Consider the following 25,309-nt stretch of genomic DNA (forward strand, 5'->3'; position numbering starts at 1 on the left):
CGGGATACTTAATAGTTGAAAGTCTTGACCAGCAGCAGGTCGCCGATGGCGCGCAAGGGCACGACGAAGGTCTCGCGTTTTTCATCGACAGTGTTTTCGTTGAGCACCAGGTTGATCTGGGAAGTGATCACCTCGTTCTGGTTGCTGGTTTCGTCGAAGTTGTAGCCGCCGCTGCCGTAGTTACCCCAATAGTTGACGTAGACCAGGTACGTGCCGTGCATCGGCGCGGTCATGGTGAACATCTCGGGGCCGGGGCCATCGACGCCATCCGGGTCGAGGCCGCCGCCATTGGTCAGTGCCGGGCGACCGAAGAAGGCATGCTGGCCGTCGGGTGTGACGATATGCAGATCCAGCTCGGCCTTGGGATCGTCCCAGCCCAGCACTACGCGAATCTGCGCCGGCGTTCGCAGGTTGTTGGCTTCATAGAACTGCACGCGCTTGAGGGACTTGCCTTCTGAGCTGCGCACCTCGACGCTGTTGGAGCCAGCACCGAACGCGTAGGGCCGGCCAAAACGCCCCTCATCGTCGGTATAGAGATTCAGTGGATTGCCGTTGACCGCCAGGCTGTGGGGTTGTCGGGCCGTGCCGATGTCCTTGAGCCGGCCTTCGATCATCGTGCGATTACGCTGCACGCCCCGGTCGATGGGCGGCGTGGGATAGGCCACCTGCGGGTTTTCAGTGCGATCGAGCAGACCGTTGAAGCGCCAGCCGCCCACCGGCTCCGACATCTCGGCCGCAGGCTCCGCCCACACCAACGATGCGGCCATCAGCGCGATCAGCAATGAAAGAAAACGCATGTATGCCTCCTGCCATGCGCAACGCAACCTGGCGCCCTTCCTCGGCGCATTGATTATCTTTTTTCAGGTTTCGTCAGGAGCCCGCCATACGGGGGCTGTAGATGGCGCGAAGGTTAGCGATTCGGCGCATTATTCACAATCGGGGAACGCGTGATTCTGTGTGGGAAATCACGTCTTGGGGAGAGCGTGAGCCGATTAGCGAAGTTATTCGGCTCACGAAATGAGCCGAATAACGTTATTATTCGGCTCATCCCCGGTATGGACAGGCTCATGGAACCCTATTGGATCTGGCAACAGCCCGACTGGCCCAACTTTCACTGGCAGCCCGAAACATTGGCGGCTCTGCTACGTGAATGCGTGCAAACCCAAGGTCAACTGCTCGGCATGACCGGCGCTGTCACCGCGTCGCTCAACGCCCAGAACGAATTGGATACGTTGTTGCAGAACATCGTGACCTCATCGGCCATTGAAGGGGAGCAATTGAATGTGGGCTCGGTGCGGTCGTCTCTGGCCCGACGCCTGGGACTGGAGCGGGCCAGTGACACTCCGGTCAGCCCGCGCAGTGAGGGCCTGGCGAACCTTTTGCTGGATGCTACCCGACACTTCAGCCAGCCCCTGACCGTCGAGCGGCTGCTTGAATGGCACGAGTGGCTATTCCCTGAACAGGCGAGCGACCTGGCCCATCAGCACATTCGCGTAGGTTCGCTGCGGGGAGACGAGCCAATGCAAGTGGTCTCGGGCAGATTGGACCGTCCCACTGTTCATTTCGAGGCCCCGCCTCGCCAAGGTCTCGAACAGCAACTGCAAACCTTCCTCGACTGGTTTGAGGCCAGCCGTCATCAATCCGGACTCGATCCTTTGTTGCGGGCCGGTATCGCCCACTTCTGGTTTGTCACCCTGCATCCGTTTGACGATGGCAACGGGCGCCTGACACGCACCCTCACCGATCTCGCACTGGCCCAGGGCGAAGCCCAGGCGATCCGTTTCTACGCCATGTCCGTGAGCATTCTTGATGACCGCGCTGGCTACTACCGAGCACTTGAAAGCGCTCAGAAAGCCACGCTGGATATCACCGATTGGCTTACCTGGTTTTTGCGGACCCTGTCGCGCAGCTTGCACAAAGCCATGGCCCAGATCGAAAGCGTGTTGCGCAAGGCTCGATTCTGGCAGGTTCACCGCGCCTCGGGACTCACCCCAGAACAGACCAAAGTGCTGAACCGGTTGCTCGATGGTGGTGAAAAAGGTTTTGAGCACGGTATCAGCGCAGCGCAGTACCAGGCCGTGGCCAAGGTTTCCAAGGCAACCGCAACCCGACACCTGGCGGAGTTGCTGGAAAAAGGCTGTCTGGAGCGATTACCGGGAGGAGGACGCAGTACTCGGTACCGAATCCATTATCCAGCTGCGTGAGACTGTGTTTGTGGTAAGCGGAGGTTGCTGCGGCAAAGACACGCCACAGAGGAACACTCCCCCTCCAGCCCTGTCCTGATTTGCCCCGAACCCCCATGTCTGCTAGTGTCGCGCCGGTTTAACAGTCAACCGGAATCAGCCGCCATGGCCCGCAAAAAAGCTGCATTGGACTTCGAACAATCCCTGGCCGACCTGCAAACACTGGTCGAACGGCTGGAGAACGGCGAATTGTCGCTGGAAGACTCGCTGACCGCCTTCGAGCAAGGTATCGGCCTGACTCGCGACTGCCAGGCGGCGCTGGCCCAGGCCGAGCAGAAAGTGCAGTTGCTGCTCGAACGCGACGGGGAATTGGCCGAAGAGCCCTTCGACGCGGAACAGCCTGAATGATCGGCGCGTATCAGGCCAGCAGTCAGGCCCGGGTCAATGCTGCGCTGGAGACGTTGTTCAACGCCCCGAGCCCCGAGCTGGCCCGCCTGTATGAAGCCATGCGCTACAGCGTGATGAACGGTGGCAAGCGCGTGCGTCCGTTGCTGGCCTATGCCGCCTGCGAGGCACTGGGCGGCCAGGCCGAGCAGGCCAACGGCGCGGCGTGCGCGGTGGAACTGATCCACGCGTATTCCCTGGTCCATGACGACCTGCCGGCCATGGACGATGACGACCTGCGTCGCGGCCAGCCGACCACTCACAAGCAGTACGACGAAGCCTGCGCGATCCTGGCCGGCGATGGCTTGCAGAGCCTGGCATTCAGCGCCCTGCTGGACCCGGCCCTGAGCGATTGCCCGGCGCAGACCCGCCTGGACATGGTCAGTACCCTGGCGCACGCGGCAGGGCCCGCCGGGATGGTGGGAGGCCAGGCCATCGACCTCGGCTCGGTGGGACTCAAACTCGACCAGAATGCCCTGGAACAGATGCACCGGCACAAGACCGGCGCACTGATCGAAGCCAGCGTCCGGCTCGGCGCCCTCGCCAGCGGCCGGGCCACCCCGCAGCAGTTGCAGGCCTTGCAGGTCTATGCCCGGGCAATCGGCCTGGCATTCCAGGTGCAGGACGACATCCTCGATGTGGAAAGCGATACCCAGACCCTGGGCAAACGCCAGGGCGCCGATATCGCCCGGGACAAACCCACCTATCCGGCCCTGCTCGGCCTTGATGTGGCCAAGGCCTACGCCCTGGAACTGCGCGACCAGGCCCTGGCCGCGTTGCGACCGTTTGCCGCGGCGGCCGAGCCGCTGCGCGATCTGGCGCGATATATCGTCGAGCGTCGCAGCTGATCACAGGTAGCCAAGTTCCGGCCAACGCGTGGGCAGTTGGCGATGCATGAGGTAAACTGCCGCCTCTTTTATACCTATAACGATTCGCCTGATGCCCACGACGTTCCAAGAGATTCCCCGCAAACGCCCGACCACGCCCCTGCTGGACCGCGCTGCCACGCCGGACGGCCTGCGTCGGTTAGGTGAAGCCGAGCTGGAAACCCTGGCCGATGAGCTGCGTCTGGAGCTGCTTTATACGGTCGGCCAGACCGGCGGGCACTTCGGTGCCGGCCTGGGCGTCATCGAGCTGACCATCGCGCTGCACTACGTCTTCGACACGCCAGACGACCGACTGGTGTGGGACGTCGGCCATCAGGCTTACCCGCACAAGATCCTCACCGGTCGCCGCGAGCGCATGAGCACGCTTCGCCAGAAAGGCGGCATCGCCGCGTTCCCACGGCGCTCCGAAAGCGAGTACGACACCTTCGGGGTCGGTCATTCCAGCACCTCCATCAGCGCTGCCCTGGGCATGGCGATTGCCGCCCGCCTGCAGAACAGCGAGCGCAAGGCCATTGCCGTGATCGGCGACGGCGCGCTGACGGCGGGCATGGCTTTCGAGGCGCTGAACCATGCGCCGGAAGTCGACGCCAACATGCTGGTGATCCTCAACGACAATGACATGTCGATCTCGCGCAACGTTGGCGGGCTGTCCAACTACCTGGCGAAAATCCTCTCCAGCCGCACCTACGCCAGCATGCGCGAAGGCAGCAAGAAGGTCCTGTCGCGCCTGCCCGGCGCCTGGGAAATCGCCCGCCGCACCGAGGAATACGCCAAGGGCATGCTGGTGCCCGGCACGCTGTTCGAAGAGCTGGGCTGGAACTACATCGGCCCCATCGACGGCCATGACCTGCCCACGCTGATCGCCACCCTGCGCAACATGCGCGACCTCAAGGGGCCGCAGTTCCTGCACGTGGTGACCAAGAAAGGCAAAGGCTTCGCCCCGGCGGAAGTCGACCCCATCGGCTACCACGCCATCACCAAGCTCGAACCGCTGGATGCACCGGCTGCCGCGCCGAAGAAGGCCGGCGGTCCGAAGTATTCCGCCGTGTTCGGCCAGTGGCTGTGCGACATGGCGGCAGCCGATCCGCGCCTGCTGGGTATCACCCCGGCGATGAAGGAAGGTTCGGACCTGGTGGCGTTCAGCGAACGTTATCCACAGCGTTATTTCGACGTGGCGATCGCCGAGCAGCACGCCGTGACCCTCGCCGCCGGCATGGCCTGCGAAGGGGCCAAGCCGGTGGTCGCGATCTATTCGACGTTCCTGCAACGCGGCTATGACCAACTGGTGCACGACGTCGCGGTGCAGAACCTGGACGTGCTGTTCGCCATCGATCGCGCGGGCCTGGTGGGCGAAGACGGCCCCACCCACGCCGGCAGCTTCGATCTTTCGTACCTGCGCTGCATCCCCGGCATGCTGGTCATGACGCCGAGCGATGAAAACGAGCTGCGCAAGATGCTCACCACCGGCCACCTGTTCGATGGCCCCGCAGCGGTACGCTACCCTCGTGGCAGCGGCCCGAACGCGACCATCGAAACCGACCTGGAGCCCATCGAGATCGGCAAGGGCGTGATTCGTCGCCAGGGCAGGCAGACCGCCCTGCTGGTGTTCGGCGTCCAACTGGCCGAAGCCATGAAAGTGGCACAGACCCTGGATGCCACGGTGGTGGACATGCGTTTCGTCAAACCCCTGGACGAAGCCCTGGTGCGCGAGATGGCCAGTCATCACGAATTGCTGGTGACCATCGAAGAAAACGCCATCATGGGCGGCGCCGGCGCGGCGGTCAGCGAATTCCTGGCCCGGGAGAATATCCTCAAGCCCGTGCTGCACCTGGGCCTGCCGGACATCTACGTCGAACATGCCAAGCCTGCGCAGATGCTGGCTGAGTGCGGGCTGGACGAGGCCGGGATCGAGGCGTCGGTGCGCCAGCGGCTACAGCTGCTGGGCCTGTAAGTTCAGCCAACACAAACTCCCTGTGGGAGCGAGCTTGCTCGCGATAGCGGTGTGTCAGCCAATGGATGGCTTGACTGATCTTCCGTCATCGCGAGCAAGCTCGCTCCCACAAGGGTTTGTGCAGACCAGAAATATCCGGAACACCCATGAAACTCCGCCTCGCCCTCACCCTGACCCTACTGCCAACCCCCGAACTGCTGGCCGACACCTTCGAACGCGAGCAGGCCCTGAAACTGCCGGACGTGGTCATCAGCGCCAACCGCCAGGTCGAGGCGCGCAATGACAGCAGCGCTGCCAACACAGTCTTCACCCGCGACGATATCGACCGCCTGCAACCGGCCAGTGTCACCGACCTGCTCAGCCGTGTGCCCGGCGTGCAGGTGGCTCCCCAGGGTGGGCGCGGCAGCCTGCCGGGCATCTACATTCGCGGCACCAAGTCGGCCCAGAGCCTGGTGCTGGTGGATGGCCAGCGCATCGGCAATGCCACCTCCGGCGACAGCAACCTGCAGCGCCTGGACATCAACCAGATCGAACGGGTAGAAGTGCTGCGCGGCTCGCGCTCGGTGATCTACGGCGCCGACGCGGTGGGCGGGGTGATCCAGATCTTCACCCGACGCGGCAATGAACCCGGCCTGCAACCGCGCCTGCACCTGGGGGCCGGTAGCCACCGGACCTGGGAGCGCAGCCTGGGCCTGTCCGGTGGGGACGAGCGGACCCGCGTCAACCTCGGCGCCAGCCTGACTGAAACCGCCGGGGCCAATCGCACCCATGAGTCCTATGGCAGCGACCGGGACCGTGACGCCAATCGCAACCAGTCCTTGAGCCTGAGCTTGAGCCATGTCATCGACGATAACGTGGAAGTCGGCCTGAACCTGCTGGATAACCGCGGCAAGAACGAGTTCGACAACCCGTTCGGCCGCTTCGACCCGACTGCATTCGAATCACTGCCCCAGCAGCCCTACAGCGATTTTGCCGTGAGCAGTTTCAGCAGTTACGTGGATGGCCGGATCAACGACGCCTGGAAATCCCGCCTGGAACTGGGTCACAGCGAGAACCGCGAGAAAACCTTCGACAAGCTCAGCGATGTCCGGGAAGTATTCAATACCTACCGTGACTCGCTGACCTGGCAGAACGACCTGGCGCTGGATGCTCGCAACAGCCTGATCCTGGGAGGCGACTGGTACCAGGACCGGGTCAACAGCAGCACACCGTTCGACGAAGACAGCCGCTGGAACCGCGCGGCGTTTATCCAGCATCGTTTCCAGGCTGAAACCTTTTCCACCGAACTGGGCCTGCGCCGCGACCAGAACCAGCAATTCGGCGGCCAGAACAGTTGGAGCGCTACCGCCACCCTGCCGGTTGACCCGCGCAACGACCTGCTGCTGACCTACAGCGAAAGCTTTCGCGCGCCGACCTTCAATGACCTGTACTACCCGCAATTCAGCAACCCGGACCTCAAGCCCGAGACCGCCAGAAGCTACGAGCTGCAGTGGCGCAGCCAATTGGCCGATAACACCCGCCTGGAGGCCTCGCTGTACCGTACCGACCTGCAAGACGCGATCATTTTTGGCAGCGACTCACGTCCCCAGAACGTCGCCTCGGCGCGCATCGACGGGTTTGAAATGGCACTCCTGCAGGACTTTCACGGCTGGCAAAGCAACCTGGGCCTGGCGGTGATCGACCCACGGGACCGGGACAGCGGCCACACCCTGGCCCGTCGCGCCCGCCGGACCTTGAGCCTGGACCTGGACCGGCAATTCGACCGACTGGGCCTGGGTGCCACCTGGCAAGCGGTCAGCAGCAGCTATGACGACGAAGGCAACCGCAACACCCTCGGCGGCTATACCCTGCTCGGGCTGCGCGGCAGCTGGGCACTGACCCGGGAAGTGAAGTTGGAGATGAAGGTGGATAACCTGCTGGACAAGGCTTACAGCCGGGCGTTGTACAGCCATGAAGGTGGGCAGTATGGGTATCGGGAGGAAGGTCGGGCCTGGTTGTTCGGGGTGACTTGGACACCGTCACTCTGATCCACGATCTTCAGTGCCGGCAGCGCCCCTTTCGCGAGCAAGCTGCCACGGACCTGGGGCTGGCAAAAAATCCAACATGCCATGCATTGCAAAACGCCCATGCAAGAGCGGGCATGCTCGCCAAGGGCGCACCGCGCTCTAACGGTCTGGCGCGATCAACCCGCACAACCCCGCCGTCGCCTCGATCATCTGCCCACTGGGCCGCTCCAGGCCCTTGTCACTGACCCGCAACAAGCGCCCCTGCTTCACCGCCGCCAGCTGCGGCCAGGCTTTCCACGCGTCGAGCTGGGCCTGTTCGGTGGCCAGGATGACCTGGGGATCGCGCTGCAAAACCGATTCCACGCTGACCTGCGGCGCCGGCAGGGTCAGGTCGGCAAAGACGTTACGCGCCCCGCAAACCGCCAGGGCATCGCTGATGACCTGCCCACCGCCGACGGTGTACAGCGGCCGATCCCAGACCTGGTAGAACACCGGCAATGGCTCAGCGCGCCGATAGCGGCGGCGCAACGCCTCGAGACGCTCGCGCAACAGCGCCGCTCGCTGCTGCCCTCGTTCGGGACGGCCGAGCCGCGCGGCAATGTCTTCGATCTGACCGATGAGTTGGTCGAGGTTGTGGGGCTCGGCCACATAGACCGGGATAGCCAGGCGTTTGAGCTGCTCGCGTTGCGCCTTGCCGACGCTGCCGGGCCAGAGCAGGAGCAGATCGGGCCGCAGGCTGAGCAACCGCTCCATATCCAGCTGCCCGTAACGTCCTACGGAAGGCAGATCCTTCAGCACGGGCGGACGCTCACCGCCATCCAGCACCCCCACCAGCAGGTCGGCGGAGTCCAGCTCAACGACGATTTCCGACATTGACGGCGCCAGGCTGACCACCCGCGGGGCCGCGGCAGTCGAGGCGCTGGCGACCAGCAGCAAGACCGCCAGCCAGCGGCCCATCAGCCGAGTTGGCGCGGTAGGCGATACAGGTAGAACAGCACCGCAGTAGACAAGGCCAGCAGCATCAACGGCACGGCCTCCAGGCCGACGAACACCGCCAGCGCACCGATCCAGGCCGGCAAGCCGGCGGCCAGGAAAGCGGCACGGCGGCGGGCCGCCAGCTCGATCCAGGCCTGGGGCTCTTCAGGGGTGTCGAGAGACTTCTGCGTGGCAATCAGGGCAAGCTTGTACGCGCCGAAGAATCGCAGGCTGACGAACATCGAGGCCACGCCGGCGATGAACAGCGGCATCGCCAGCACCGGCAGGATCGCCTCGCCCTGACCAAACACCGCGTTGATCACGAACAGCGGCAGCAAGGCCAGCGCCAGGTATTTCCACCAACTGACGGCCAGCCGCCTGCGGACCTGACCCCGCGTCACGCGCGGTCGACCTCGCCCTGGTGCTCGTTGCCCATCATATGGTCGAGCTTGCTGGCCTTGGTCGCCAGGTAGAGCTTGTTGTGAGGATTGTGGCCGGTGTGCAGCGGCACACGCTCGGCCACCACGATGCCCATGTCGGTCAGCGCCTTGACCTTGCGCGGGTTGTTGGTCATCAACCGCAGGGACTTGATGCCCAGGTGTTCGAGCATGGGCTGGCAGATGCTGTAGTCGCGCAGGTCGGCGGCGAACCCGAGGCGCTCGTTGGCTTCCACGGTATCGGCGCCACCATCCTGCAATTCATAGGCGCGGATCTTGTTCAACAGGCCAATGCCGCGCCCTTCCTGGCGCAGGTACAACAGCACGCCGCGGCCTTCCCGGGCGATGGCCTGCAGCGCGGCTTCGAGTTGCGAACCGCAGTCGCAGCGCTGGCTGAACAGGGCATCGCCCGTCAGGCATTCGGAGTGAAGGCGACCAAGCACCGGCGCACCATCGGCAACATCACCCAGGCTCAGCACGACGTGTTCGCGACCGGTGGCTTCATCGAGGAAACCATGCATGGTGAATTGCGCAAAGGGCGTTGGCAGCTTGGAAGCGGCAACAAAAACGACAGGCACCGGTGTGCTCCTGATCTAGTACTGGAGATTCGCAGAGGGGGGCATTGTAACAGCAGCTTCCGATGGACGCTTAGGCTGAATTATCGGCCATTACCATCGAAAAGGTTGATCACGGTTTCGGCGGCTTGCCGTGTGCGTCGAAAGGATAAGGTTGTTTCCAACGCTCGAAAATCGGTTTCAACTGGCCGCTCCTGACCAGGATCTCCATGCGGCGGTCGAACAGCGCGCTCAACGTCTTTCCGTTTTCGGTGTTGGCGAAGCCCAGGTACAACGGCAGGTTGATCAGCGGCGAGAGCTTGTACTGCTGGGGGTTATCGGCCTTGGACAGTACATCCTCGATTTCCATCAAGGCGTCGATGTAGAAGTCGGCCCGATCATGCAGCAACATCGGCAGGATGCCCACGGAGCGGTGGATTTCATTGAAGCGCCGGATATTGGGCAGGTAGTTGTTGTATTCGTACCCGCGCATCCACACCAGGCGATAATTGCCTATGGTCGCCAGGGTCGGCGTTGGCTTGGAGGCCAACCCCAGGGCATAGATGTGATCGACATCGTAATGCCACTTCGGGTACAGCACGCCCTCGGACTCATCGAGGTACGCGCCGACCTGCACGTCGGCCTCGCCGCGCTGCACCAACCCGATCGAACGGGTGTAGGGCACGCTGCGGATCTCCAACCGGACGCCTTCGGGCTCGAACACTTCCCGCAGGATGTCCCAAGCCATGCCCTTGCCATCAGCCTGGGTGTAGTCGGACCATTCCTCGCTGGCGGCACGGACCTTGTCGGGCAGCGGCGCCGAGTCGGCCACCCGGATGCCAAGGCCAGCTCCTAGACACAGCAACAGCAACAGTGCGCGGCTTACGCCCATGCCTGAATCCCTCAGGTGAAACACCACACCAACCCCTGCATTGCCAACCAGGCGAAAACACCCGCCAACACATCGTCAAGCATGATACCGACACCGCCGTGTACGTGACGGTCGACCCAGCGAATCGGCCATGGCTTGAGGATATCGAAGAAGCGGAACACCAAAAACCCCGTCAACAACCAGTACCAGCCCTCCGGCACCAGCCACAGGGTGATCCACATGCCGACCATTTCGTCCCAGACGATACCTTCATGATCGTGCACCCGCAGGTCGTCCGCGACCTTGCCACACAACCAGAAGCCGAACAGCATGGTGATGCCCAGCGCCAGCCAGTAGCCCCAGTCCGGCAACATCTGCCACAACGGTATGAAGGGTAGCGCAACCAGCGAGCCCCAGGTGCCCGGGGCCTTGGGCAACGTGCCGGAACCGAAGCCAAACGCCACGAAATGCCAGGGATTGCGCCAGACCGACGGGGGTACGAATTCAGCCGGGACCTGGTTGGGATGATCTGTCACGGTGTCTCCCGAAAATGTTGATAACCCCGGATTTGCGGGGTGATGTCGCGTCCGTCCGGGTCGACCAGGCTGACGCCCTGCCCTGCTTCGACACGGCCGACCACGTGGACGGGCCAACCTTGCGCCTGCAATTGCGACAATCGGACAGGCGGTAGGGTGAAGAGCAGCACATAGTCGTCCCCACCACTCAGCGCGGCCTGTTCGGCCTGGGCACGCCCAAGCAATGCCAGCAAAGCCTTGGACAACGGCAGGCGGTCCCGTTCAACCTTTAATGCGACGCCGGACGCCAATGCGATATGCCCGCAGTCGGCCAGCAGTCCATCGGAAATGTCCATCGCCGCACTCGCCAGGCCTCGCAACGCCAGGCCCAGGTCGACCTGGGGCCGTGGCGACCAGTACTGCGCCAGCAATGGCTCGGCGACCGCCGGTTCGGCTGCTCGCTGGCCGAGCACCAGGGGCAGCGCACCGGCAGCGTTACCCAGTTCACCACCGACACACAGCCAGTCGCCGGGGCGCGCGCCGCTTCGAGTCAGGGCCTGGCCGGTCGGCACGCGGCCGAACACGGTCATGGTCAGGCTCAGCGGCCCTCGGGTGGTATCCCCGCCCACCAACCCGACACCGCAGGCCTGGGCCATCTGGTTCAAGCCGCGGGCATAGGCCTGCAACCAATCGGCGGTCACCGTCGGCAAGGTCAAGGCAAGGGTAAAGGCCAGCGGGGTCGCCCCCATGGCAGCCAGGTCACTGACCGCCACGGCCAGCGAGCGCTGGCCCAGCAGATAGGGATCGCAAGGGTCGGGAAAATGCACACCGGCCACGAGGGTGTCGGTGGAAACGGCCAACTGTTCCCCGGCAGGGACCGCCAGCAAGGCACAATCGTCGCCGATCCCCAGCGCAACGCCCTCGCCGCCCTGCGCACAAGGCGCGGCGGCGAAGTAGCTGCGGATCAGCTCAAACTCACCCATTCAGCGCTTGAACGCCTTCACTTCGGCTTCGCGCAGACGCGGTGCGAGCTTGTCGAGTACGCCGTTGACAAATTTGTGGCCATCGGTGGAACCGAAGACCTTCGCCAGCTCGATCCCCTCGTTGATCACCACACGATAGGGTACATCGACGCGGTGCATCAGTTCCCAGGTGGACAGCCGCAATACCGCCAGCTCAACCGGATCCAGCTCTTCGATGGTCAGGTCCAGGCAAGGGGCCAGGGCCTTGTCGATCTCGGTCTTGTGAGCCGGGACGCCGTGCAGGATCTCGCGGAAATACGCACCGTCGACATCGCTGAAATCGTTATCGACCCGAAACTGAGCTTCGATCTCGTTCAACGATTGCCGGGCCATGTGCCATTGATACAGGGCCTGGGTCGCGAGCTGACGGGCTTCGCGACGCTTGGCGCTTTTCGACGGCTTGCCGGCATCGGCCGGCTTGGGATCGCGCGGGTTGAAACGATCGCTTTCGTCGCTAATCACTTGGCCTCCAACTGCGCCAGCAGGCTGACCATTTCCAGGGCGGACAGGGCAGCTTCGGCACCTTTGTTACCGGCCTTGGTGCCGGAACGCTCGATGGCTTGCTCGATGGAGTCAACGGTCAGCACGCCGAAGGCGACCGGCACGCCGAACTCCATGGAGACCTGGGCCAGGCCCTTGGTGCACTCGCCGGCCACGTATTCGAAGTGCGGAGTACCGCCGCGAATGACCGCGCCGAGGGCGATGATTGCCGCAAATTCGCCCTTTTGAGCGACTTTCTGCGCAACCAGCGGAATTTCGAAGGCGCCAGGGGCACGGATGATGGTGATGTCGCTTTCGCTCACGCCGTGGCGAACCAGGGCATCGACCGCACCGTCAACCAGGCTCTCGACCACGAAGCTGTTGAAACGGCCCACTACCAGAGCGTAGCGGCCTTTGGGGGCGATGAAGGTACCTTCGATGGTCTTCAGGGTCATTCGTCAGATCTCTTAAAGAGCCAGAGCGCGTTCTATACGCGCTCTTTCAGTGATATTAGCTTCGAATTACAGCACCGCAGATCCCGCCATTGCCGCTCGCTTGCGTCACGTTTGTGGCGAGGGGCTTCCCCGCTGGGCTGCAAAGCGGCCCCTTTTCCTGGGACTGCTGCGCAGTCCAGCGGGGATGAATCCCCTCGCCACAATAATCCGACAAGCCTGAACAACAATGCTGAAATCTCCGGGCCTTTATTCGGAGGGCACGTATTCTACAACTTCCAGATCGAAACCGGATATCGCATTGAACTTCATCGGCGCACTCATCAGGCGCATTTTACGCACGCCCAGGTCGCGAAGGATCTGCGAACCGGCACCGACGATGCTGTAGGTGGTCGGTTTTTTCACGGCGGTCTGATCGGCGGTTTCACGGATGTGGGCCAGCAGCACGTCACCGTCGAGGGGATGTCCGAGCAGCAGCACCACGCCGCTGCCGGCCTCGGCCACCGCGGCCATGGCGGCGCGCAGGCTCCAGCGGCCAGGCTGCTTGACCATCAGCAGGTCGCGCAGCGGGTCCATGTTGTGCACCCGGACCAGGGTTGGCTCTTCGGCGCACACGGTGCCCAGGGTCAGCGCCATGTGCACATCACCCTCCACCGAGTCGCGGTAGGTCACCAGGTTGAAATGGCCCAGCTCGCTGTCCAGTGGCTGCTCGGCGATCCGCTGAACGGTACGTTCGTGGATCATCCGGTAGTGGATCAGGTCGGCGATGGTGCCGATCTTGATGTTGTGTTCGGCGGCGAAGGCTTCCAGTTCCGCGCGACGGGACATGGTGCCGTCGTCGTTCATCACTTCGCAGATCACCCCGGCAGGCTCGAAACCGGCCATGCGCGCCAGGTCGCAAGCCGCTTCGGTGTGGCCGGCGCGGGCCAGGGTGCCGCCGGCCTGGGCCATCAGCGGGAAGATGTGACCGGGGCTGACGATGTCTTCGGCCTTGGCGTCCTTTGCGGCGGCGGCCTGCACGGTGCGCGCACGGTCCGCGGCGGAAATGCCGGTGGTCACGCCTTCGGCGGCCTCGATGGAGACGGTGAACTTGGTGCCGAAGCCGGAGCCATTGCGCGGCGCCATCAGTGGCAGCTTCAGCAGTTCGCAGCGCTCGCGGGTCATCGGCATGCAGATAAGCCCACGGGCATGCTTGGCCATGAAGTTGATGTGCTCGGCCTTGCAGCACTCGGCGGCCATGATCAGGTCGCCTTCGTTCTCGCGGTCTTCGTCATCCATGAGGATGACCATCTTGCCTTGGCGGATGTCTTCAACCAGTTCTTCGATGCTATTGAGCGCCACGCGGCACCCCCTTGGGTCAGGATTTGAGGTAGCCGTTGGCGGCCAGAAAACTTTCAGTGATGTTGCCAGGCTTTTGCGAGGAGCCCGACTCCGCGGCCTTGTCCCCCAGCAGCAGGCGCTCCAGGTAACGGGCCAGCAGGTCGACTTCCAGGTTGACCCGGCGCCCCGGCCGATACGAGGCCATGATGGTTTCGCTCAAGGTATGGGGAATGATCGTCAGCAGGAACTCGGCGCCATCCACCGCGTTGACCGTCAGGCTGGTGCCGTCGACGGTGATCGAGCCTTTATGGGCAATGTACTTGGCCAGTTCTTTCGGGGCGCGGATGCGAAACTCCACCGCCCGGGCGTTATCGGTGCGGGAAACCACTTCGCCGACGCCATCCACATGACCGCTGACCAGATGCCCGCCCAGTCGCGTGGTGGGAGTCAGGGCCTTTTCCAGGTTGACCGGGCTGCCGCTCTTGAGGTCGTTCATGGCGGTGCAGTCGAGCGTCTCGCGACTGACATCGGCCATGAAACCGTTGCCCGGCAGTTCGACGGCCGTCAGGCACACGCCGTTCACGGCGATGCTGTCGCCCAGCTTGACGTCGCTCAGGTCGAGCTTGCCGGTTTCGACGTAGACCCGCACATCACCGCCCTTGGGGGTGAGTGCGCGGATGCTGCCGATGGATTCGATGATGCCGGTAAACATGGAGTCCTCCTCGAGAACAGGCCGCCGCTTGAGCGAAGGCCGGCAATTATACGCTGGCCAGCGGAACGGGAATGGCGATGACTCGCCAGTCATCGCCCACGGCACGGATTTCGGTGATTTTCAGTTCCGCAGCGTCCTTCATCTGCGCCAGCGGCCAGTCCAGCAACGGTCGCGCCGAAGAGCCCAGGAACTTGCCGGCGATGAAAATCTGGAATTCGTCCACCAACCCTTGCCGGGCAAATGCCCCCGCCAGGCGCGGACCGGCCTCCACCAGCACTTCATTGACGCCACGGGCCGCCAGTGCCTTGAGCAGGCGATGCAGATCGACCTGGCCGTCATCCCCCGCCACGATCATGCACTCAGGGCCATTGGCATACTGTTCTTCAACCGCCATGCAGGTGGCGACCAGCGCCGGACCGGCCTTGAAGAAAGGCGCGTCCAGCGGCACCCGCAGGCGCCCGTCCACCAGCACCCGCAGCGGCGGACGGCTCATGACCAGCGCCGTCTGCTGCGCATCCAGCCCCAGTTCGTCGGCGCGCACGGTCAGCCGGGCATTGTCCGCCAGCACCGTGTCGGCGCCGGTCAAGACCACGCTGGCCTGGGCGCGCAGGCGCTGTACCGCCGAACGCGCGGCGGGACCGGTGATCCATTGGCTTTCGCCGCTTTGCATGGCGGTGCGGCCATCGAGGCTCATGGCGAGCTTGACCCGCACGAAGGGCAGGCCGTGTTCCATGCGCTTGAGGAAACCTTCGTTGAGCTTGCGCGCCTCGCCCTCCAGCACGCCGCTTTGGGTGGCGATGCCGGCCTGGGCCAGCCGCTGCAGGCCGCGACCGGCGACTTCCGGGTTCGGGTCCTGCATCGCCGCCACGACCCTGGCGACACCGGCATTGACCAGCGCATCGGCACAGGGCGGCGTACGCCCATGGTGGCTGCAAGGTTCCAGGGTCACGTAGGCCGTGGCGCCCCGGGCCAGTTCACCGGCGGCGCGCAGGGCATGGACTTCGGCGTGGGGCTCCCCGGCGCGGACATGCCAGCCTTCCCCGACAATCTGTCCGTCACGCACGATCACGCAACCGACCCGCGGATTGGGATGGGTGGTGTAGTGACCACGCCGCGCCAGCTCCAGGGCACGGGCCATGTACTGGGCATCGAGGATGGCCTGTTGCGCCGTAACGGTCATTCTTTCACCGGTTCGCGGGCCAGGCGGTCGATTTCCTCGCGGAACTCGTTCAGGTCCTGGAAGCGCCGATACACCGAGGCGAAGCGAATATAGGCGACTTCGTCGAGCTTCTGCAGCTCGGCCATCACCAGCTCACCGACCACCAGGGATTTGACTTCCCGCTCGCCGGTGGCCCGCAGCTTGTGCTTGATGTGCACCAGCGCCGCTTCCAGGCGCTCGACGCTCACCGGGCGTTTTTCCAGGGCGCGCTGCATACCGGCGCGCAGTTTTTCTTCGTCGAACGGCTGGCGACTGCCGTCGGTCTTGATCAGGCGCGGCAACACCAGTTCAGCGGTCTCGAACGTGGTGAAGCGTTCGCCGCAGGCCAGGCATTCGCGCCGGCGGCGCACCTGTTCGCCCTCGGCGACCAGTCGCGAGTCGATGACCTTGGTGTCGTTGGCACCGCAGAAGGGACAGTGCATGGTGGCAGGCAACAAAAAAAGGGAGGGCCATGGTAGCGCATCCCACTGGCAAGACAAGCCATAGGGTTTACGGTATACAGACGGGCTTATCGCCTGATCCATGGAATTCACCTTGCTGGAGCCACACATGCCGCTACGATCGCTCGTTCTGCTCAGTCTTTTCAGCCTGCTGGTGGCGTGCAGCAGCGACGCCCCGAAACCCGCTGCGCCAGCACCGGCTCCGGCGCCGAAACAGGCCCAGGAGAAAGCCCGGCAAGCCGCGGAGCTGGGGCCGTTGCCCGCCCACCAACGAGAGCTGAGCGGTACCCTCGACGGTGTACCGGCCGGGGCCGAAGTGGAGTTGGCACTGCTGGTGATCGACGACAAGGATCGTCCCCAGCAACTGCTCGCCAGTTCGAGCCTGATCGGTACCAACCAGACCCTGCCCTTCCGCCTGCGCTTCAACCCACAGGCCTTCCCGGTCGGCGCACGGGTGGAGTTGCGCGGACGCGCCACCCAGTCGGGCCAGTTGATCCTGCACCTGCCGGAACAGCGGATCACGCAACCGACCACCCAGGCCCTGGGCTCGCTGCAATTCGTCAAGGCGCCGTGATCCGCCAAGGCATGCAGGCACCGCAGACCCTGCAACAGGCCCTGGGCGAACTGCTGGGCGACGCGCGGCTGACGGCCTGCCCGCTGCCCGGTACGGACCTGGGGCTGTGGCTGATCGACGGCGACAACATGGACCGGGCCTTCAGCCCGGAAGAAACCCGGCGCATCCTTCACGAACCGCCGTACTGGAGCTTCTGCTGGGCCAGCGGCCTGGCGATGGCCCGCTATCTGGCTGAGCGGCCGCACTGGGTGGAAGGCAAGCGGGTACTGGACTTCGGCGCCGGCTCCGGCGTGGCGGGCATCGCGGCGGTCAAGGCCGGGGCGCTGGAAGTGGTGGCGTGCGACCTCGATCCGCTGGCGATTGCCGCGTGCCGGGCCAATGCGGCGCTCAATGGCGTGGAGCTGGGGTATTCGACGGATTTTTTCGCCGAGGCCGATCGCTTCGACCTGGTCCTGGTGGCCGATGTGCTCTACGACCGGGCCAACCTGCCACTGCTCGATCACTTCCTCAGCCGCGGCCGCGAGGCCCTGGTGGCCGACTCCCGGGTACGGGACTTCCGGCATCCGCTGTACCGACGTATCGAACTGCTCGAGGCCATGACCTTGCCGGACCTGGCCGAGCCAGAAGAGTTTCGGCATGTGAGCCTGTACCACGCGCAGCGCCAGTCCTAGAAGCCTCGCGAGCAAGCTCGCTTCCACAAGGGATCCAGTGCTCATGCAAGCCCCGTGGGAGCGAGCTTGCTCACGATGGGGCCCTGCCCATCAACACGCCTCTTACCCACACCCCGCTTTCAGCCACCCCCACCAAGCCGTATAGTTGCTGCACTCAAGCGTTCTATGAGATTCCCATGACCCAGGACACGCCCTACATCTTCGACGCCACCACCGCCGATTTCGACCAGTCGGTGATCGCGACCTCTTTCCACAAGCCCGTGCTGGTCGATTTCTGGGCCGAGTGGTGCGCCCCGTGCAAGGCGCTGATGCCGATGCTGCAAGGGATCGCCGAGAGTTATCGGGGCGAACTGCTGCTGGCCAAGGTGAACTGCGATATCGAACAGGACATCGTCGCCCGCTTCGGTATCCGCAGCCTGCCCACGGTGGTGCTGTTCAAGGATGGCCAGCCCGTCGATGGTTTCGCCGGGGCCCAGCCCGAATCGGCGGTGCGGGCGATGCTCGAACCCCACGTACAGATGCCGCCGCCAGCCGCCGCCGACCCGTTCGAGCAAGCCCAGGCACTGTTCGACGAGGGGCGCTATGCCGACGCTGAAGCCCTGCTCAAGACGCTGCTGGGTGAAGACAACACCAACGCCAAGGCGCTGATCCTGTACGCCCGTTGCCTGACCGAACGCGGTGAACTGGGCGAAGCGCAAACCGTGCTCGACGCGGTGAAAAGCGATGAGCACAAGGCCGCCCTTGCCGGGGCCAAGGCGCAGATCCAGTTTCTCGCCCTGGCCCGGAACCTGCCGGATGCCGCCGACCTCAAGGCACGCCTGGCCAAGGACCCGCAGGACGATGAAGCGGTGTATCAACTGGCTGTCCAGCAACTGGCCCGCCAGCAGTACGAACCGGCCCTCGATGCGCTGCTCAAGCTGTTCACCCGCAACCGCGCCTACAGCGAAGGCTTGCCTCACAAGACGCTGCTGCAGGTGTTCGAACTGCTGGGCAACGACCATCCGCTGGTGACGACCTATCGTCGCAAGCTGTTCGCAGCGTTGTATTGAAGAGGCAGTTGCAAGCTTCACGCTACAAGCGTCAAGACGGTTTTAGCCTGTAGCTTGAAACCTACTCTGCGACCCAGCTATAGAGCGGCGTATCGCCGCCGCTCGATACTTTCACCTCGGCGCAATGGCGCAACCGCACCAGCAGACGCTTGCCCGCCGACGCGCTGCCGGTCAGGCCTTCGAGCTGTTCCAGCAGGTCCGGGCCGCTCAGTTGCCCAGCCTTGCGCAGCAGTTCCCTGGCGATCTGCCATTGGGCATCGTCCTGGTTCGTCGGTTTGGTCGCCGGTGCCGCCGTGCCTTCGGACTTGGCCACTTGCAACTGCGCGCCGAGCTGCGCCCAGTCGCCCTCATCCATTTCGATCGTCAAGTCCACCGGCCAATCGCCGACGGTTCCGCGTATGCGCAACATCACCGTGCTCCTGAAGATTTAATGTTGCCATGCTCCCATGGGCCTTGCGCGACGCCAAGCAGCCGGTCAAACTCTCCGCACTTTCGTTATAAGATTACATAACACATATTCACCTGTCCGGAGACTCGTCATGCGCCGTCTGCTTCTCGCCCTGCCGTTTGCCCTGCTGCCTTTGGCTGTCGCCCATGCGGCCGCCGAGCATGATCACGACCATGACCATGAACATGGCAGCCTCGGCGCCCACGAACACGGGGTCGGCCGCTTGAGCGCCGTGCTGGACGGCCAGACCCTGGAACTGGACCTGGACAGCCCGGCCATGAACCTGGTGGGCTTCGAACATGCCGCCACCAGCGACGCCGACAAGAAGAAGGTCGCCGCCGTCCGGGCCCAGCTGGAAAAGCCCCAGGCCTTGTTCAACCTGGCCGATGCCAAATGCTCCCTGGCCCAGCAGGAGCTGGAAAGCCCGCTGTTCGGCGACGAGCCGGAGCATGCAGGCCATGACGAAGACGACGATGGCGACGAGCACCACGAACACAGCGAGATCCACGCCCGTTACCAGTTCACCTGTGTCGCGCCTGGCGCCCTGACCCACCTGGACCTGGCGCCCCTGTTCAAGATCTTCCCCGCCACCCAGAAAATCCAGGTACAACTGATCGGCCCGAGCGGCCAGCAAGGCGCGGAATTGACGCCCAAGGCGGCCAGCCTGAAATTCTGATTCACTGCAAACCCCATGGGGGAGCGAGCTTGCTCGCGATCAGGCCGACACATCCGAACGGATGCAGCCTGACACCGCCATCGCGAGCAAGCTCGCTCCCACAGGGTTCACCTTGATCTGACCGGTTTCATATGACCCAAGCTCTCATCGAACTGTCCGACCTGGTCTTCAGCTGGCCCGGACATCCGCCCTTGCTGGACATCCCGGCATTTCGCCTGGAAGCCGGCGAGACCCTGTTCCTGAAAGGCCCCAGCGGTAGCGGCAAGACCACCCTGCTGGGGCTGCTGGGCGCAGTACAGACACCGGACCGGGGCAGCATTCGCCTGCTCGGTCAGGAGCTCAGCGCGCTGAGCGCCGCCAGCCGCGATCGCTTTCGGGTGGACCACACCGGCTATATCTTCCAGCAATTCAACCTGCTGCCGTTCCTTTCGGTGCGGGAAAACGTCGAGCTGCCCTGCCACTTTTCCCGGTTGCGCGCGCAACGTGCCGTGCAGCGCCATGGCAGTATCGGCCAGGCCGCCGCTACGCTGCTGACGCACCTGGGGTTGGCCGATCCGGACCTGCTCGGGCGCCGCGCCGACTCATTATCCATCGGCCAGCAGCAACGGGTCGCTGCCGCCCGGGCCCTGATTGGCCAGCCGGAACTGGTGATCGCCGACGAGCCCACTTCGGCACTGGACCACGATGCTCGGGAAAACTTCCTGCGGCTGTTGTTCGCCGAATGCCGCGAAGCGGGGTCGAGCCTGTTGTTTGTCAGCCATGACCGGAGCCTGGCGCCGCTGTTCGACCGCAACCTCTCGCTGGCCGATCTCAATCGCGCCGCCAAGCCACTCGAGGTCTGAGATGTATCTGTTCCGTCTAGCCATGGCCAGCCTGGCGAACCGCCGCTTCACCGCGTTCCTCACCGCCTTTGCCATTGCCCTGTCGGTCTGCCTGTTGCTGGCGGTGGAGCGAGTGCGCACCGAGGCCCGCGCCAGTTTCGCCAGCACCATCAGTGGCACCGACCTGATCGTCGGCGCCCGCTCAGGCTCGGTGAACCTGTTGCTGTATTCGGTATTCCGCATCGGCAACGCCACCAATAACATTCGCTGGGACAGCTTCGAACACTTCGCCAGCAATCCGAAGGTCAAATGGGCCATTCCCATGTCCCTGGGCGATTCCCATCGCGGCTACCGGGTCATGGGGACCACCGAGGCCTACTTCGAGCATTACCGGTATGGCCGCCAGCAACACCTGGCGCTGGCCGATGGCCGGGCGTTCGCCACCGATCCCTTCGAAGTGGTGCTTGGCGCCGAAGTGGCCGAAGCGTTGCACTACAAGCTCGGCGACAAACTGGTATTGGCCCACGGCGTGGCGACAGTCAGCCTGGTCAAGCATGACGACAAGCCCTTCACCGTGGTCGGCATCCTCAAGCGCACCGGCACTCCGGTGGATCGCACGCTGCACATCAGCCTCGGCGGCATGGAGGCGATCCATATCGACTGGAAGAATGGCGTGCCGGCCCAGGGCAACGGTCGCATCAGCGCCGACCAGGCTCGCAACATGGACCTCACGCCCCAGGCGATCACCGCGTTCATGCTCGGCCTCAACAACAAGATTTCCACCTTTGCCCTGCAGCGCGAGGTCAATGAGTTCCGAGGCGAACCCCTGCTGGCGATCCTGCCCGGCGTGGCGTTGCAGGAGCTGTGGAGCCTGATGGGCACGGCGGAAAAGGCCCTGTTCGTGATATCCCTGTTCGTCGTGCTGACCGGCCTGATCGGCATGCTCACGGCAATCCTCACCAGCCTCAACGAGCGCCGCCGGGAAATGGCGATCCTGCGCTCGGTGGGTGCCCGGCCGTGGCACATCGCGAGCCTGCTGGTGCTCGAGGCCTTCGCCCTGGCGCTGGCCGGGGTGGCCGCGGGGCTGGTCTTGCTCTATGTCGGCATTGCCGCGGCACAGGGCTACGTGCAGTCGACCTACGGCTTGTACCTGCCGCTGGCCTGGCCGAGCGAGTATGAATGGACGCTCATGGCTGGCATCCTGGTCGCCGCCCTGCTGATGGGCACCGTGCCGGCCTGGCGCGCCTATCGCCAATCCCTGGCCGATGGCCTGTCGATCCGTTTATGAGGACGTTGAACATGCCCCGCGCCGTGCTTGCACTGCTGCTGATGGTCGCCCTGCCCCTGTGGGCGGCCGAACCGAGAGACCTGGCCTGGTCGGAAATGATCCCGGCCGGGGCACCGCCCGAGGTGCCGAACATGACCCCGCTGCACGACCTGTCGCAGATGGGCGATGCCTTGGCCGCCGAATCCGCCCCGGCGGCCAGGCAGGACATGCCCAATGCGCCGGTGGTCAAGGAACTCGATGGCCAGCAGATTCGTTTGCCGGGCTACATCGTGCCCCTGGAAGTGAGCGAGGAAGGCCGGACCACGGACTTCCTGCTGGTGCCGTATTTCGGCGCCTGCATCCATGTACCGCCTCCGCCCTCGAACCAGATCGTGCATGTGAAAAGCGAAGTCGGGGTCAAGCTCGATGAGCTGTACCAGCCGTATTGGGTCGAAGGGCCGATGCAGGTCAAGCCGTCCACCAGTGAACTGGCCGATGCCGGGTACCAGATGGAGGCCGAGAAGATCTACGTGTATGAGTTGCCGGAGTGAATCGGCTGGTGATGTGCAGTCCGTCGGGTAGCTTGCTCGCGATGGGGCCGTCAAGGCTTGCTCATCATCACTTCATTGAGCTGAGTCAATTAATCGACCAAGACTCATTGAGCTGAGTCAAAAGACCGGGGCAGACGCCTTCGTACCATAGGACATCAATTTCAAATGTTCTCTGGAGCCCCCATGCACAAGTCCTTGCTCAGCGCCTCCCTGGTCGCCCTCGCACTCGCTGCCCCCATCGCCCAGGCCCATACGGCCGGCGATATCATCGTTCGCGCCGGCGCCATCACCGTCAATCCGGAGGCCGACAGTTCCAGCGTCAAGGTCGACCGTGGTCCGCTGGCCGGTGCCGACCTGGGCGGCAAGGCGACCATGAGCAGCGACACTCAACTGGGCCTGAACTTCGCCTACATGATCACCAACAACCTGGGGATCGAGCTGCTGGCGGCGTCGCCGTTCGAGCACGATGTGAAGATCAAGGGCACCGCCCTGGGCGCGGCCAACAACAAGCTCGGTACCCTGAAGCACTTGCCTCCGACCCTGAGCCTGGTCTACTACCCGCTCGACGCGAAGTCGGCCTTCCAGCCTTATGTCGGCGCCGGCATCAACTACACCTGGATCTACGACGAACACGTGGGCAGCGAAGCCAGCGCCAACGGCTTCAGCAACTTCCGCGCGAGCAACAGCTGGGGCATGGCGTGGCAGGTGGGCGCTGACTACATGCTGACCGACAACATCATGATCAACGGTCAGGTTCGCTATATCGACATCGACACTACCGCCTATGTCGACAACAACGCCGTGGCCGGCGGCACCCGGGCCAAGGTGAACGTCGACGTGGATCCATGGATCTACATGGTGGGCTTGGGCTACAAGTTCTGACCTGCAGCACGATGGCAAGTTGAAAACACACAACAGCGTATGCCGTGACAAAAAAAGGCGCCTCGAAAGGCGCCTTTTCTCATTCAGCGGCCCAGCAGCCGCGCCAGCCCCACGCTCATCGGTGTCTGTGGGGGAAAGCGGAAGCGCTGCAACAGCCGGTGATTGTCGGCTCGTGAGTGCCGGATATCGCCAGGACGCGCCGGACCATGGCTGATCGGCGGCAAGTCACCGACCACCGCGGCCAGCGCCTGAAGCATCTGTTTGAGGGTCGTGGCCTGGTTCCAGCCCACGTTCACCGCCCCGACTTCAACCTCGGTTTTCTCGATGGCCTGCACCAGCAGGTCCACCAGGTCTTCGACATAGACAAAGTCCCGGGTCTGCTCACCATCGCCGAAGATGGTAATCGGCAGGCCTTTCTGCGCCCGTTCGCTGAAGATGCTGATCACACCGGAATACGGTGAGGACGGATCCTGGCGCGGGCCGTAGATATTGAAGAAGCGGAACACCACCGGCTCCAGGTCATGCTGGCGACGATAGAAATCCAGGTAGAACTCGCTGGCCAGCTTGTCCGAGGCATACGGCGTGAGCGGCGCCTTGGGGGTGTCTTCGTCGATGGACTGGCCTTCGCCGTTGTTGCCATAGACCGCCGCGCTGGAAGCGAACAGCACCCGCTTGACGCCGGCCTGGCGCATGGCTTCACAGACGTTCAGGGTGCCAATGAAATTGCTCTGGTGGGTGCGCACCGGGTCGTCCACCGAAGCCTGCACCGAGGCCACGGCGGCCAGGTGCGCGACGGCACTGCAACCGGCCATGGCCCGGGCCACCAGCGCCGCGTCGGCGACATCGCCCTCGATCAGCTCCACGGCAGGGTTGTCCAGGGGCAGGTTGCTGCGCTTGCCGGTAGACAAATCGTCGAGGATTCGCACCGAATGGCCCTGGGCGAGCAACGCGTCGGTCAGGTGCGAACCGATGAAACCCGCACCGCCGGTAATGAGAACAGGGCCTTTAGCCATGACGATAGAACCTATCCAGGAGAGACGGGAGGGCCGCGCGCCAGGCGCGGGGCTTGATCCCGAAGGTATGCAGAATTTTCTTGCAGGCCAGGACCGCGTGCTGCGGTTCTTCCGCGGCGTCCGGCCGTGCGGCGTGGGCCTGGGGCGTGGGCGACTCGATCGCCAGCGGATGCAGGGCGCGGGCTTCGGTCAGGATCGCCTGCCCCAGCGCCAGCGGCGTGGTCGCCTCGTGTCCGGCGTAATGGTAGGTGCCCCACAGCGGCGCCGCACAGTCGAGCTGCTTGAGCACGGAGATGATGACCCGCGCCGCGTCATCGACCGGCGTTGGATTGCCGCGACGGTCGTCGGCCAGCAGTAATTCCTCGGGGTGTTCGGCCCGGGCCAGGAAGCGCCCCAGGATGCCGTCGGGGCTGTCGTCCAGCAGCCAGCCGAAACGCAGCAGCACATGCTGCGGGCAGGTGGCCCGCACGCTCTGCTCGATCCGCCACAGTGCCTGGCCGCGCAGGCCCAGGGGCACCGGTTCGTCCTTTTCGCTGTAGGCGGTGGCGCGGGAACCGTCGAAGACGCGATAGCTCGACGGTTGCAGCAAGACGATATTGTGATGCTGGCACAACTCGGCCAGGCGCTCGACGGCACGCTCCTGGCTGGCCAGGCGCTGTTCGCTCACCGCCTCGGCCTGGAACCAGTCGAAGTAGTACGCCAGGTTGATCACGGCGTCCGGGCGGGTGTCGTCGAGCAGCTGCGTCAGGCTCGCGGCATCCCAGCCGTCTTCGGGCGGGCGGGGGGCGAGAAAACCGATGTCTTCTTCCGCACCGAGGCGAATCAGCGCCTGCCCAAGGGCATTTCCGCCGCCCAGTAACATAAGGCGCATTCGCATAAAGTCAGCAGG

29 protein-coding genes are annotated in these 25,309 nt (G+C 64.0%); 13 read left to right on the forward strand and 16 right to left on the reverse strand.

The annotated features are described in order from the left end of the window. Window positions 1–8: 8 nt before the first annotated feature. Window positions 9–797, reverse strand: a complete 789-nt coding sequence (locus AC1M7R_RS07935; RefSeq protein ID WP_076406154.1) for a YfaP family protein — start codon at window positions 795–797, stop codon at window positions 9–11. Window positions 798–1,067: 270 nt separating this feature from the next. Between AC1M7R_RS07935 and AC1M7R_RS07940 the strand changes: the two genes are divergently transcribed. The 5 genes from AC1M7R_RS07940 to AC1M7R_RS07960 all read left to right on the forward strand — a co-directional run bounded on the left by AC1M7R_RS07940 (window position 1,068) and on the right by AC1M7R_RS07960 (window position 7,492). Further along, window positions 1,068–2,204: a Fic family protein gene (locus AC1M7R_RS07940; protein WP_490610480.1), complete on the forward strand. Its 1,137-nt coding sequence runs from the start codon at window positions 1,068–1,070 to the stop codon at window positions 2,202–2,204. 144 nt (window positions 2,205–2,348) lie between these two features. Beyond that, entirely contained in the window at window positions 2,349–2,591 is a 243-nt protein-coding gene (locus AC1M7R_RS07945; RefSeq protein ID WP_072395599.1) for an exodeoxyribonuclease VII small subunit, read from the forward strand. Beyond that, window positions 2,588–3,475 (forward strand): (2E,6E)-farnesyl diphosphate synthase, encoded by an 888-nt coding sequence (ispA, locus tag AC1M7R_RS07950; RefSeq protein ID WP_072395597.1) that lies wholly within the window; start codon window positions 2,588–2,590, stop codon window positions 3,473–3,475. The genes AC1M7R_RS07945 and ispA overlap by 4 nt, the downstream gene beginning before the upstream one ends. A 91-nt stretch (window positions 3,476–3,566) precedes the next feature. Continuing rightward, on the forward strand, window positions 3,567–5,465 hold the full coding sequence (dxs, locus tag AC1M7R_RS07955; RefSeq protein ID WP_092181404.1) for a 1-deoxy-D-xylulose-5-phosphate synthase: 1,899 nt from the start codon (window positions 3,567–3,569) through the stop codon (window positions 5,463–5,465). A gap of 146 nt (window positions 5,466–5,611) precedes the next feature. Further along, window positions 5,612–7,492, forward strand: coding sequence for a TonB-dependent receptor domain-containing protein (locus tag AC1M7R_RS07960; protein ID WP_490610337.1), 1,881 nt, complete (start codon window positions 5,612–5,614; stop codon window positions 7,490–7,492). A gap of 138 nt (window positions 7,493–7,630) precedes the next feature. On the opposite strand, the gene AC1M7R_RS07965 is transcribed toward AC1M7R_RS07960, so the two are convergent. From AC1M7R_RS07965 to nrdR, 12 genes are all read right to left on the reverse strand, one after another. Next, entirely contained in the window at window positions 7,631–8,428 is a 798-nt protein-coding gene (locus AC1M7R_RS07965) for a helical backbone metal receptor (protein ID WP_072395591.1), read from the reverse strand. After that, window positions 8,428–8,847, reverse strand: coding sequence for an MFS transporter (locus AC1M7R_RS07970; protein ID WP_072395589.1), 420 nt, complete (start codon window positions 8,845–8,847; stop codon window positions 8,428–8,430). Before AC1M7R_RS07970 ends, AC1M7R_RS07965 begins: the two co-directional genes overlap by 1 nt. Continuing rightward, entirely contained in the window at window positions 8,844–9,461 is a 618-nt protein-coding gene (ribA, locus tag AC1M7R_RS07975) for a GTP cyclohydrolase II (protein WP_072395587.1), read from the reverse strand. Before ribA ends, AC1M7R_RS07970 begins: the two co-directional genes overlap by 4 nt. A gap of 109 nt (window positions 9,462–9,570) precedes the next feature. Next, complete coding sequence (locus AC1M7R_RS07980) at window positions 9,571–10,329, reverse strand: substrate-binding periplasmic protein (RefSeq protein WP_490610338.1); 759 nt, start codon at window positions 10,327–10,329, stop codon at window positions 9,571–9,573. Window positions 10,330–10,340: 11 nt separating this feature from the next. Continuing rightward, window positions 10,341–10,844, reverse strand: a complete 504-nt coding sequence (locus tag AC1M7R_RS07985) for a phosphatidylglycerophosphatase A family protein (protein WP_072395583.1) — start codon at window positions 10,842–10,844, stop codon at window positions 10,341–10,343. Then, the gene (gene thiL, locus AC1M7R_RS07990) at window positions 10,841–11,806 is read right to left on the reverse strand and encodes a thiamine-phosphate kinase (RefSeq protein ID WP_072395580.1); all 966 of its coding nucleotides are present in this window, start codon (window positions 11,804–11,806) and stop codon (window positions 10,841–10,843) included. The genes AC1M7R_RS07985 and thiL overlap by 4 nt, the downstream gene beginning before the upstream one ends. Then, entirely contained in the window at window positions 11,807–12,307 is a 501-nt protein-coding gene (gene nusB / locus AC1M7R_RS07995) for a transcription antitermination factor NusB (RefSeq protein ID WP_072395578.1), read from the reverse strand. Continuing rightward, window positions 12,304–12,780 (reverse strand): 6,7-dimethyl-8-ribityllumazine synthase, encoded by a 477-nt coding sequence (gene ribH, locus AC1M7R_RS08000; protein WP_072395576.1) that lies wholly within the window; start codon window positions 12,778–12,780, stop codon window positions 12,304–12,306. The genes nusB and ribH overlap by 4 nt, the downstream gene beginning before the upstream one ends. A gap of 246 nt (window positions 12,781–13,026) precedes the next feature. Beyond that, window positions 13,027–14,118 (reverse strand): bifunctional 3,4-dihydroxy-2-butanone-4-phosphate synthase/GTP cyclohydrolase II, encoded by a 1,092-nt coding sequence (gene ribBA / locus AC1M7R_RS08005; RefSeq protein WP_072395574.1) that lies wholly within the window; start codon window positions 14,116–14,118, stop codon window positions 13,027–13,029. Between the two features lie 16 nt (window positions 14,119–14,134). After that, on the reverse strand, window positions 14,135–14,809 hold the full coding sequence (locus AC1M7R_RS08010; RefSeq protein WP_072395572.1) for a riboflavin synthase: 675 nt from the start codon (window positions 14,807–14,809) through the stop codon (window positions 14,135–14,137). Between the two features lie 46 nt (window positions 14,810–14,855). Continuing rightward, window positions 14,856–15,989, reverse strand: coding sequence for a bifunctional diaminohydroxyphosphoribosylaminopyrimidine deaminase/5-amino-6-(5-phosphoribosylamino)uracil reductase RibD (gene ribD / locus AC1M7R_RS08015; RefSeq protein WP_072458877.1), 1,134 nt, complete (start codon window positions 15,987–15,989; stop codon window positions 14,856–14,858). Further along, complete coding sequence (gene nrdR, locus AC1M7R_RS08020) at window positions 15,986–16,450, reverse strand: transcriptional regulator NrdR (RefSeq protein ID WP_013694316.1); 465 nt, start codon at window positions 16,448–16,450, stop codon at window positions 15,986–15,988. The genes ribD and nrdR overlap by 4 nt, the downstream gene beginning before the upstream one ends. 127 nt (window positions 16,451–16,577) lie before the next feature. On the opposite strand from nrdR, the gene AC1M7R_RS08025 reads away from it, so the two are divergent. The 3 genes from AC1M7R_RS08025 to trxA all read left to right on the forward strand — a co-directional run bounded on the left by AC1M7R_RS08025 (window position 16,578) and on the right by trxA (window position 18,762). Continuing rightward, window positions 16,578–17,042, forward strand: a complete 465-nt coding sequence (locus tag AC1M7R_RS08025; protein ID WP_072395568.1) for a YbaY family lipoprotein — start codon at window positions 16,578–16,580, stop codon at window positions 17,040–17,042. Window positions 17,043–17,053: 11 nt separating this feature from the next. Beyond that, window positions 17,054–17,713 carry a class I SAM-dependent methyltransferase gene (locus tag AC1M7R_RS08030; protein WP_337349713.1) on the forward strand — a complete coding sequence of 220 codons (660 nt, stop codon included), beginning with the start codon at window positions 17,054–17,056 and terminating at the stop codon, window positions 17,711–17,713. A 176-nt stretch (window positions 17,714–17,889) separates the two neighbouring features. Further along, a complete protein-coding gene (gene trxA / locus AC1M7R_RS08035) occupies window positions 17,890–18,762 on the forward strand; it encodes a thioredoxin (RefSeq protein WP_490610339.1) in 873 nt (290 codons plus the stop codon). Between the two features lie 61 nt (window positions 18,763–18,823). Here trxA and AC1M7R_RS08040 read toward each other — a convergent pair whose 3' ends face one another. Then, a complete protein-coding gene (locus tag AC1M7R_RS08040) occupies window positions 18,824–19,171 on the reverse strand; it encodes a hypothetical protein (protein ID WP_490610340.1) in 348 nt (115 codons plus the stop codon). A gap of 130 nt (window positions 19,172–19,301) precedes the next feature. Here AC1M7R_RS08040 and AC1M7R_RS08045 point away from each other — a divergent pair, with 130 nt between their 5' ends. The 5 genes from AC1M7R_RS08045 to AC1M7R_RS08065 all read left to right on the forward strand — a co-directional run bounded on the left by AC1M7R_RS08045 (window position 19,302) and on the right by AC1M7R_RS08065 (window position 23,407). Continuing rightward, window positions 19,302–19,886, forward strand: a complete 585-nt coding sequence (locus AC1M7R_RS08045) for a DUF2796 domain-containing protein (RefSeq protein ID WP_072395553.1) — start codon at window positions 19,302–19,304, stop codon at window positions 19,884–19,886. Window positions 19,887–20,017: 131 nt separating this feature from the next. Continuing rightward, entirely contained in the window at window positions 20,018–20,728 is a 711-nt protein-coding gene (locus tag AC1M7R_RS08050) for an ABC transporter ATP-binding protein (RefSeq protein WP_072395551.1), read from the forward strand. A 1-nt stretch (window position 20,729) separates the two neighbouring features. Beyond that, entirely contained in the window at window positions 20,730–21,995 is a 1,266-nt protein-coding gene (locus tag AC1M7R_RS08055; protein ID WP_072395549.1) for an ABC transporter permease, read from the forward strand. An 11-nt stretch (window positions 21,996–22,006) separates the two neighbouring features. Further along, window positions 22,007–22,525 (forward strand): DUF3299 domain-containing protein, encoded by a 519-nt coding sequence (locus AC1M7R_RS08060; protein WP_072395546.1) that lies wholly within the window; start codon window positions 22,007–22,009, stop codon window positions 22,523–22,525. Between the two features lie 183 nt (window positions 22,526–22,708). Further along, entirely contained in the window at window positions 22,709–23,407 is a 699-nt protein-coding gene (locus AC1M7R_RS08065; RefSeq protein ID WP_072395544.1) for an OmpW/AlkL family protein, read from the forward strand. 83 nt (window positions 23,408–23,490) lie between these two features. On the opposite strand, the gene AC1M7R_RS08070 is transcribed toward AC1M7R_RS08065, so the two are convergent. Continuing rightward, the gene (locus tag AC1M7R_RS08070) at window positions 23,491–24,420 is read right to left on the reverse strand and encodes an NAD-dependent epimerase/dehydratase family protein (protein ID WP_072395542.1); all 930 of its coding nucleotides are present in this window, start codon (window positions 24,418–24,420) and stop codon (window positions 23,491–23,493) included. Continuing rightward, window positions 24,413–25,297 carry a sugar nucleotide-binding protein gene (locus AC1M7R_RS08075; protein ID WP_072395531.1) on the reverse strand — a complete coding sequence of 295 codons (885 nt, stop codon included), beginning with the start codon at window positions 25,295–25,297 and terminating at the stop codon, window positions 24,413–24,415. Before AC1M7R_RS08075 ends, AC1M7R_RS08070 begins: the two co-directional genes overlap by 8 nt. Between the last annotated feature and the right edge of the window lie 12 nt (window positions 25,298–25,309).

The sequence above is a fragment of the Pseudomonas sp. MS01C9 genome, assembly GCF_058202755.1.

Bases quoted from the DNA above. Each gene is read 5' to 3' on its own strand.
- AC1M7R_RS07935 (WP_076406154.1), bottom strand. From the start codon at position 797: ATGCGTTTTCTTTCATTGCTGATCGCGCTGATGGCCGCATCGTTGGTG.
- AC1M7R_RS07940 (WP_490610480.1), top strand. From the start codon at position 1,068: ATGGAACCCTATTGGATCTGGCAACAGCCCGACTGGCCCAACTTTCAC.
- AC1M7R_RS07945 (WP_072395599.1), top strand. From the start codon at position 2,349: ATGGCCCGCAAAAAAGCTGCATTGGACTTCGAACAATCCCTGGCCGAC.
- ispA (WP_072395597.1), top strand. From the start codon at position 2,588: ATGATCGGCGCGTATCAGGCCAGCAGTCAGGCCCGGGTCAATGCTGCG.
- dxs (WP_092181404.1), top strand. From the start codon at position 3,567: ATGCCCACGACGTTCCAAGAGATTCCCCGCAAACGCCCGACCACGCCC.
- AC1M7R_RS07960 (WP_490610337.1), top strand. From the start codon at position 5,612: ATGAAACTCCGCCTCGCCCTCACCCTGACCCTACTGCCAACCCCCGAA.
- AC1M7R_RS07965 (WP_072395591.1), bottom strand. From the start codon at position 8,428: ATGGGCCGCTGGCTGGCGGTCTTGCTGCTGGTCGCCAGCGCCTCGACT.
- AC1M7R_RS07980 (WP_490610338.1), bottom strand. From the start codon at position 10,329: ATGGGCGTAAGCCGCGCACTGTTGCTGTTGCTGTGTCTAGGAGCTGGC.
- thiL (WP_072395580.1), bottom strand. From the start codon at position 11,806: ATGGGTGAGTTTGAGCTGATCCGCAGCTACTTCGCCGCCGCGCCTTGT.
- ribH (WP_072395576.1), bottom strand. From the start codon at position 12,780: ATGACCCTGAAGACCATCGAAGGTACCTTCATCGCCCCCAAAGGCCGC.
- AC1M7R_RS08010 (WP_072395572.1), bottom strand. From the start codon at position 14,809: ATGTTTACCGGCATCATCGAATCCATCGGCAGCATCCGCGCACTCACC.
- ribD (WP_072458877.1), bottom strand. From the start codon at position 15,989: ATGACCGTTACGGCGCAACAGGCCATCCTCGATGCCCAGTACATGGCC.
- nrdR (WP_013694316.1), bottom strand. From the start codon at position 16,450: ATGCACTGTCCCTTCTGCGGTGCCAACGACACCAAGGTCATCGACTCG.
- AC1M7R_RS08025 (WP_072395568.1), top strand. From the start codon at position 16,578: ATGCCGCTACGATCGCTCGTTCTGCTCAGTCTTTTCAGCCTGCTGGTG.
- AC1M7R_RS08030 (WP_337349713.1), top strand. From the start codon at position 17,054: ATGCAGGCACCGCAGACCCTGCAACAGGCCCTGGGCGAACTGCTGGGC.
- trxA (WP_490610339.1), top strand. From the start codon at position 17,890: ATGACCCAGGACACGCCCTACATCTTCGACGCCACCACCGCCGATTTC.
- AC1M7R_RS08040 (WP_490610340.1), bottom strand. From the start codon at position 19,171: ATGTTGCGCATACGCGGAACCGTCGGCGATTGGCCGGTGGACTTGACG.
- AC1M7R_RS08045 (WP_072395553.1), top strand. From the start codon at position 19,302: ATGCGCCGTCTGCTTCTCGCCCTGCCGTTTGCCCTGCTGCCTTTGGCT.
- AC1M7R_RS08050 (WP_072395551.1), top strand. From the start codon at position 20,018: ATGACCCAAGCTCTCATCGAACTGTCCGACCTGGTCTTCAGCTGGCCC.
- AC1M7R_RS08055 (WP_072395549.1), top strand. From the start codon at position 20,730: ATGTATCTGTTCCGTCTAGCCATGGCCAGCCTGGCGAACCGCCGCTTC.
- AC1M7R_RS08060 (WP_072395546.1), top strand. From the start codon at position 22,007: ATGCCCCGCGCCGTGCTTGCACTGCTGCTGATGGTCGCCCTGCCCCTG.
- AC1M7R_RS08065 (WP_072395544.1), top strand. From the start codon at position 22,709: ATGCACAAGTCCTTGCTCAGCGCCTCCCTGGTCGCCCTCGCACTCGCT.
- AC1M7R_RS08070 (WP_072395542.1), bottom strand. From the start codon at position 24,420: ATGGCTAAAGGCCCTGTTCTCATTACCGGCGGTGCGGGTTTCATCGGT.
- AC1M7R_RS08075 (WP_072395531.1), bottom strand. From the start codon at position 25,297: ATGCGAATGCGCCTTATGTTACTGGGCGGCGGAAATGCCCTTGGGCAG.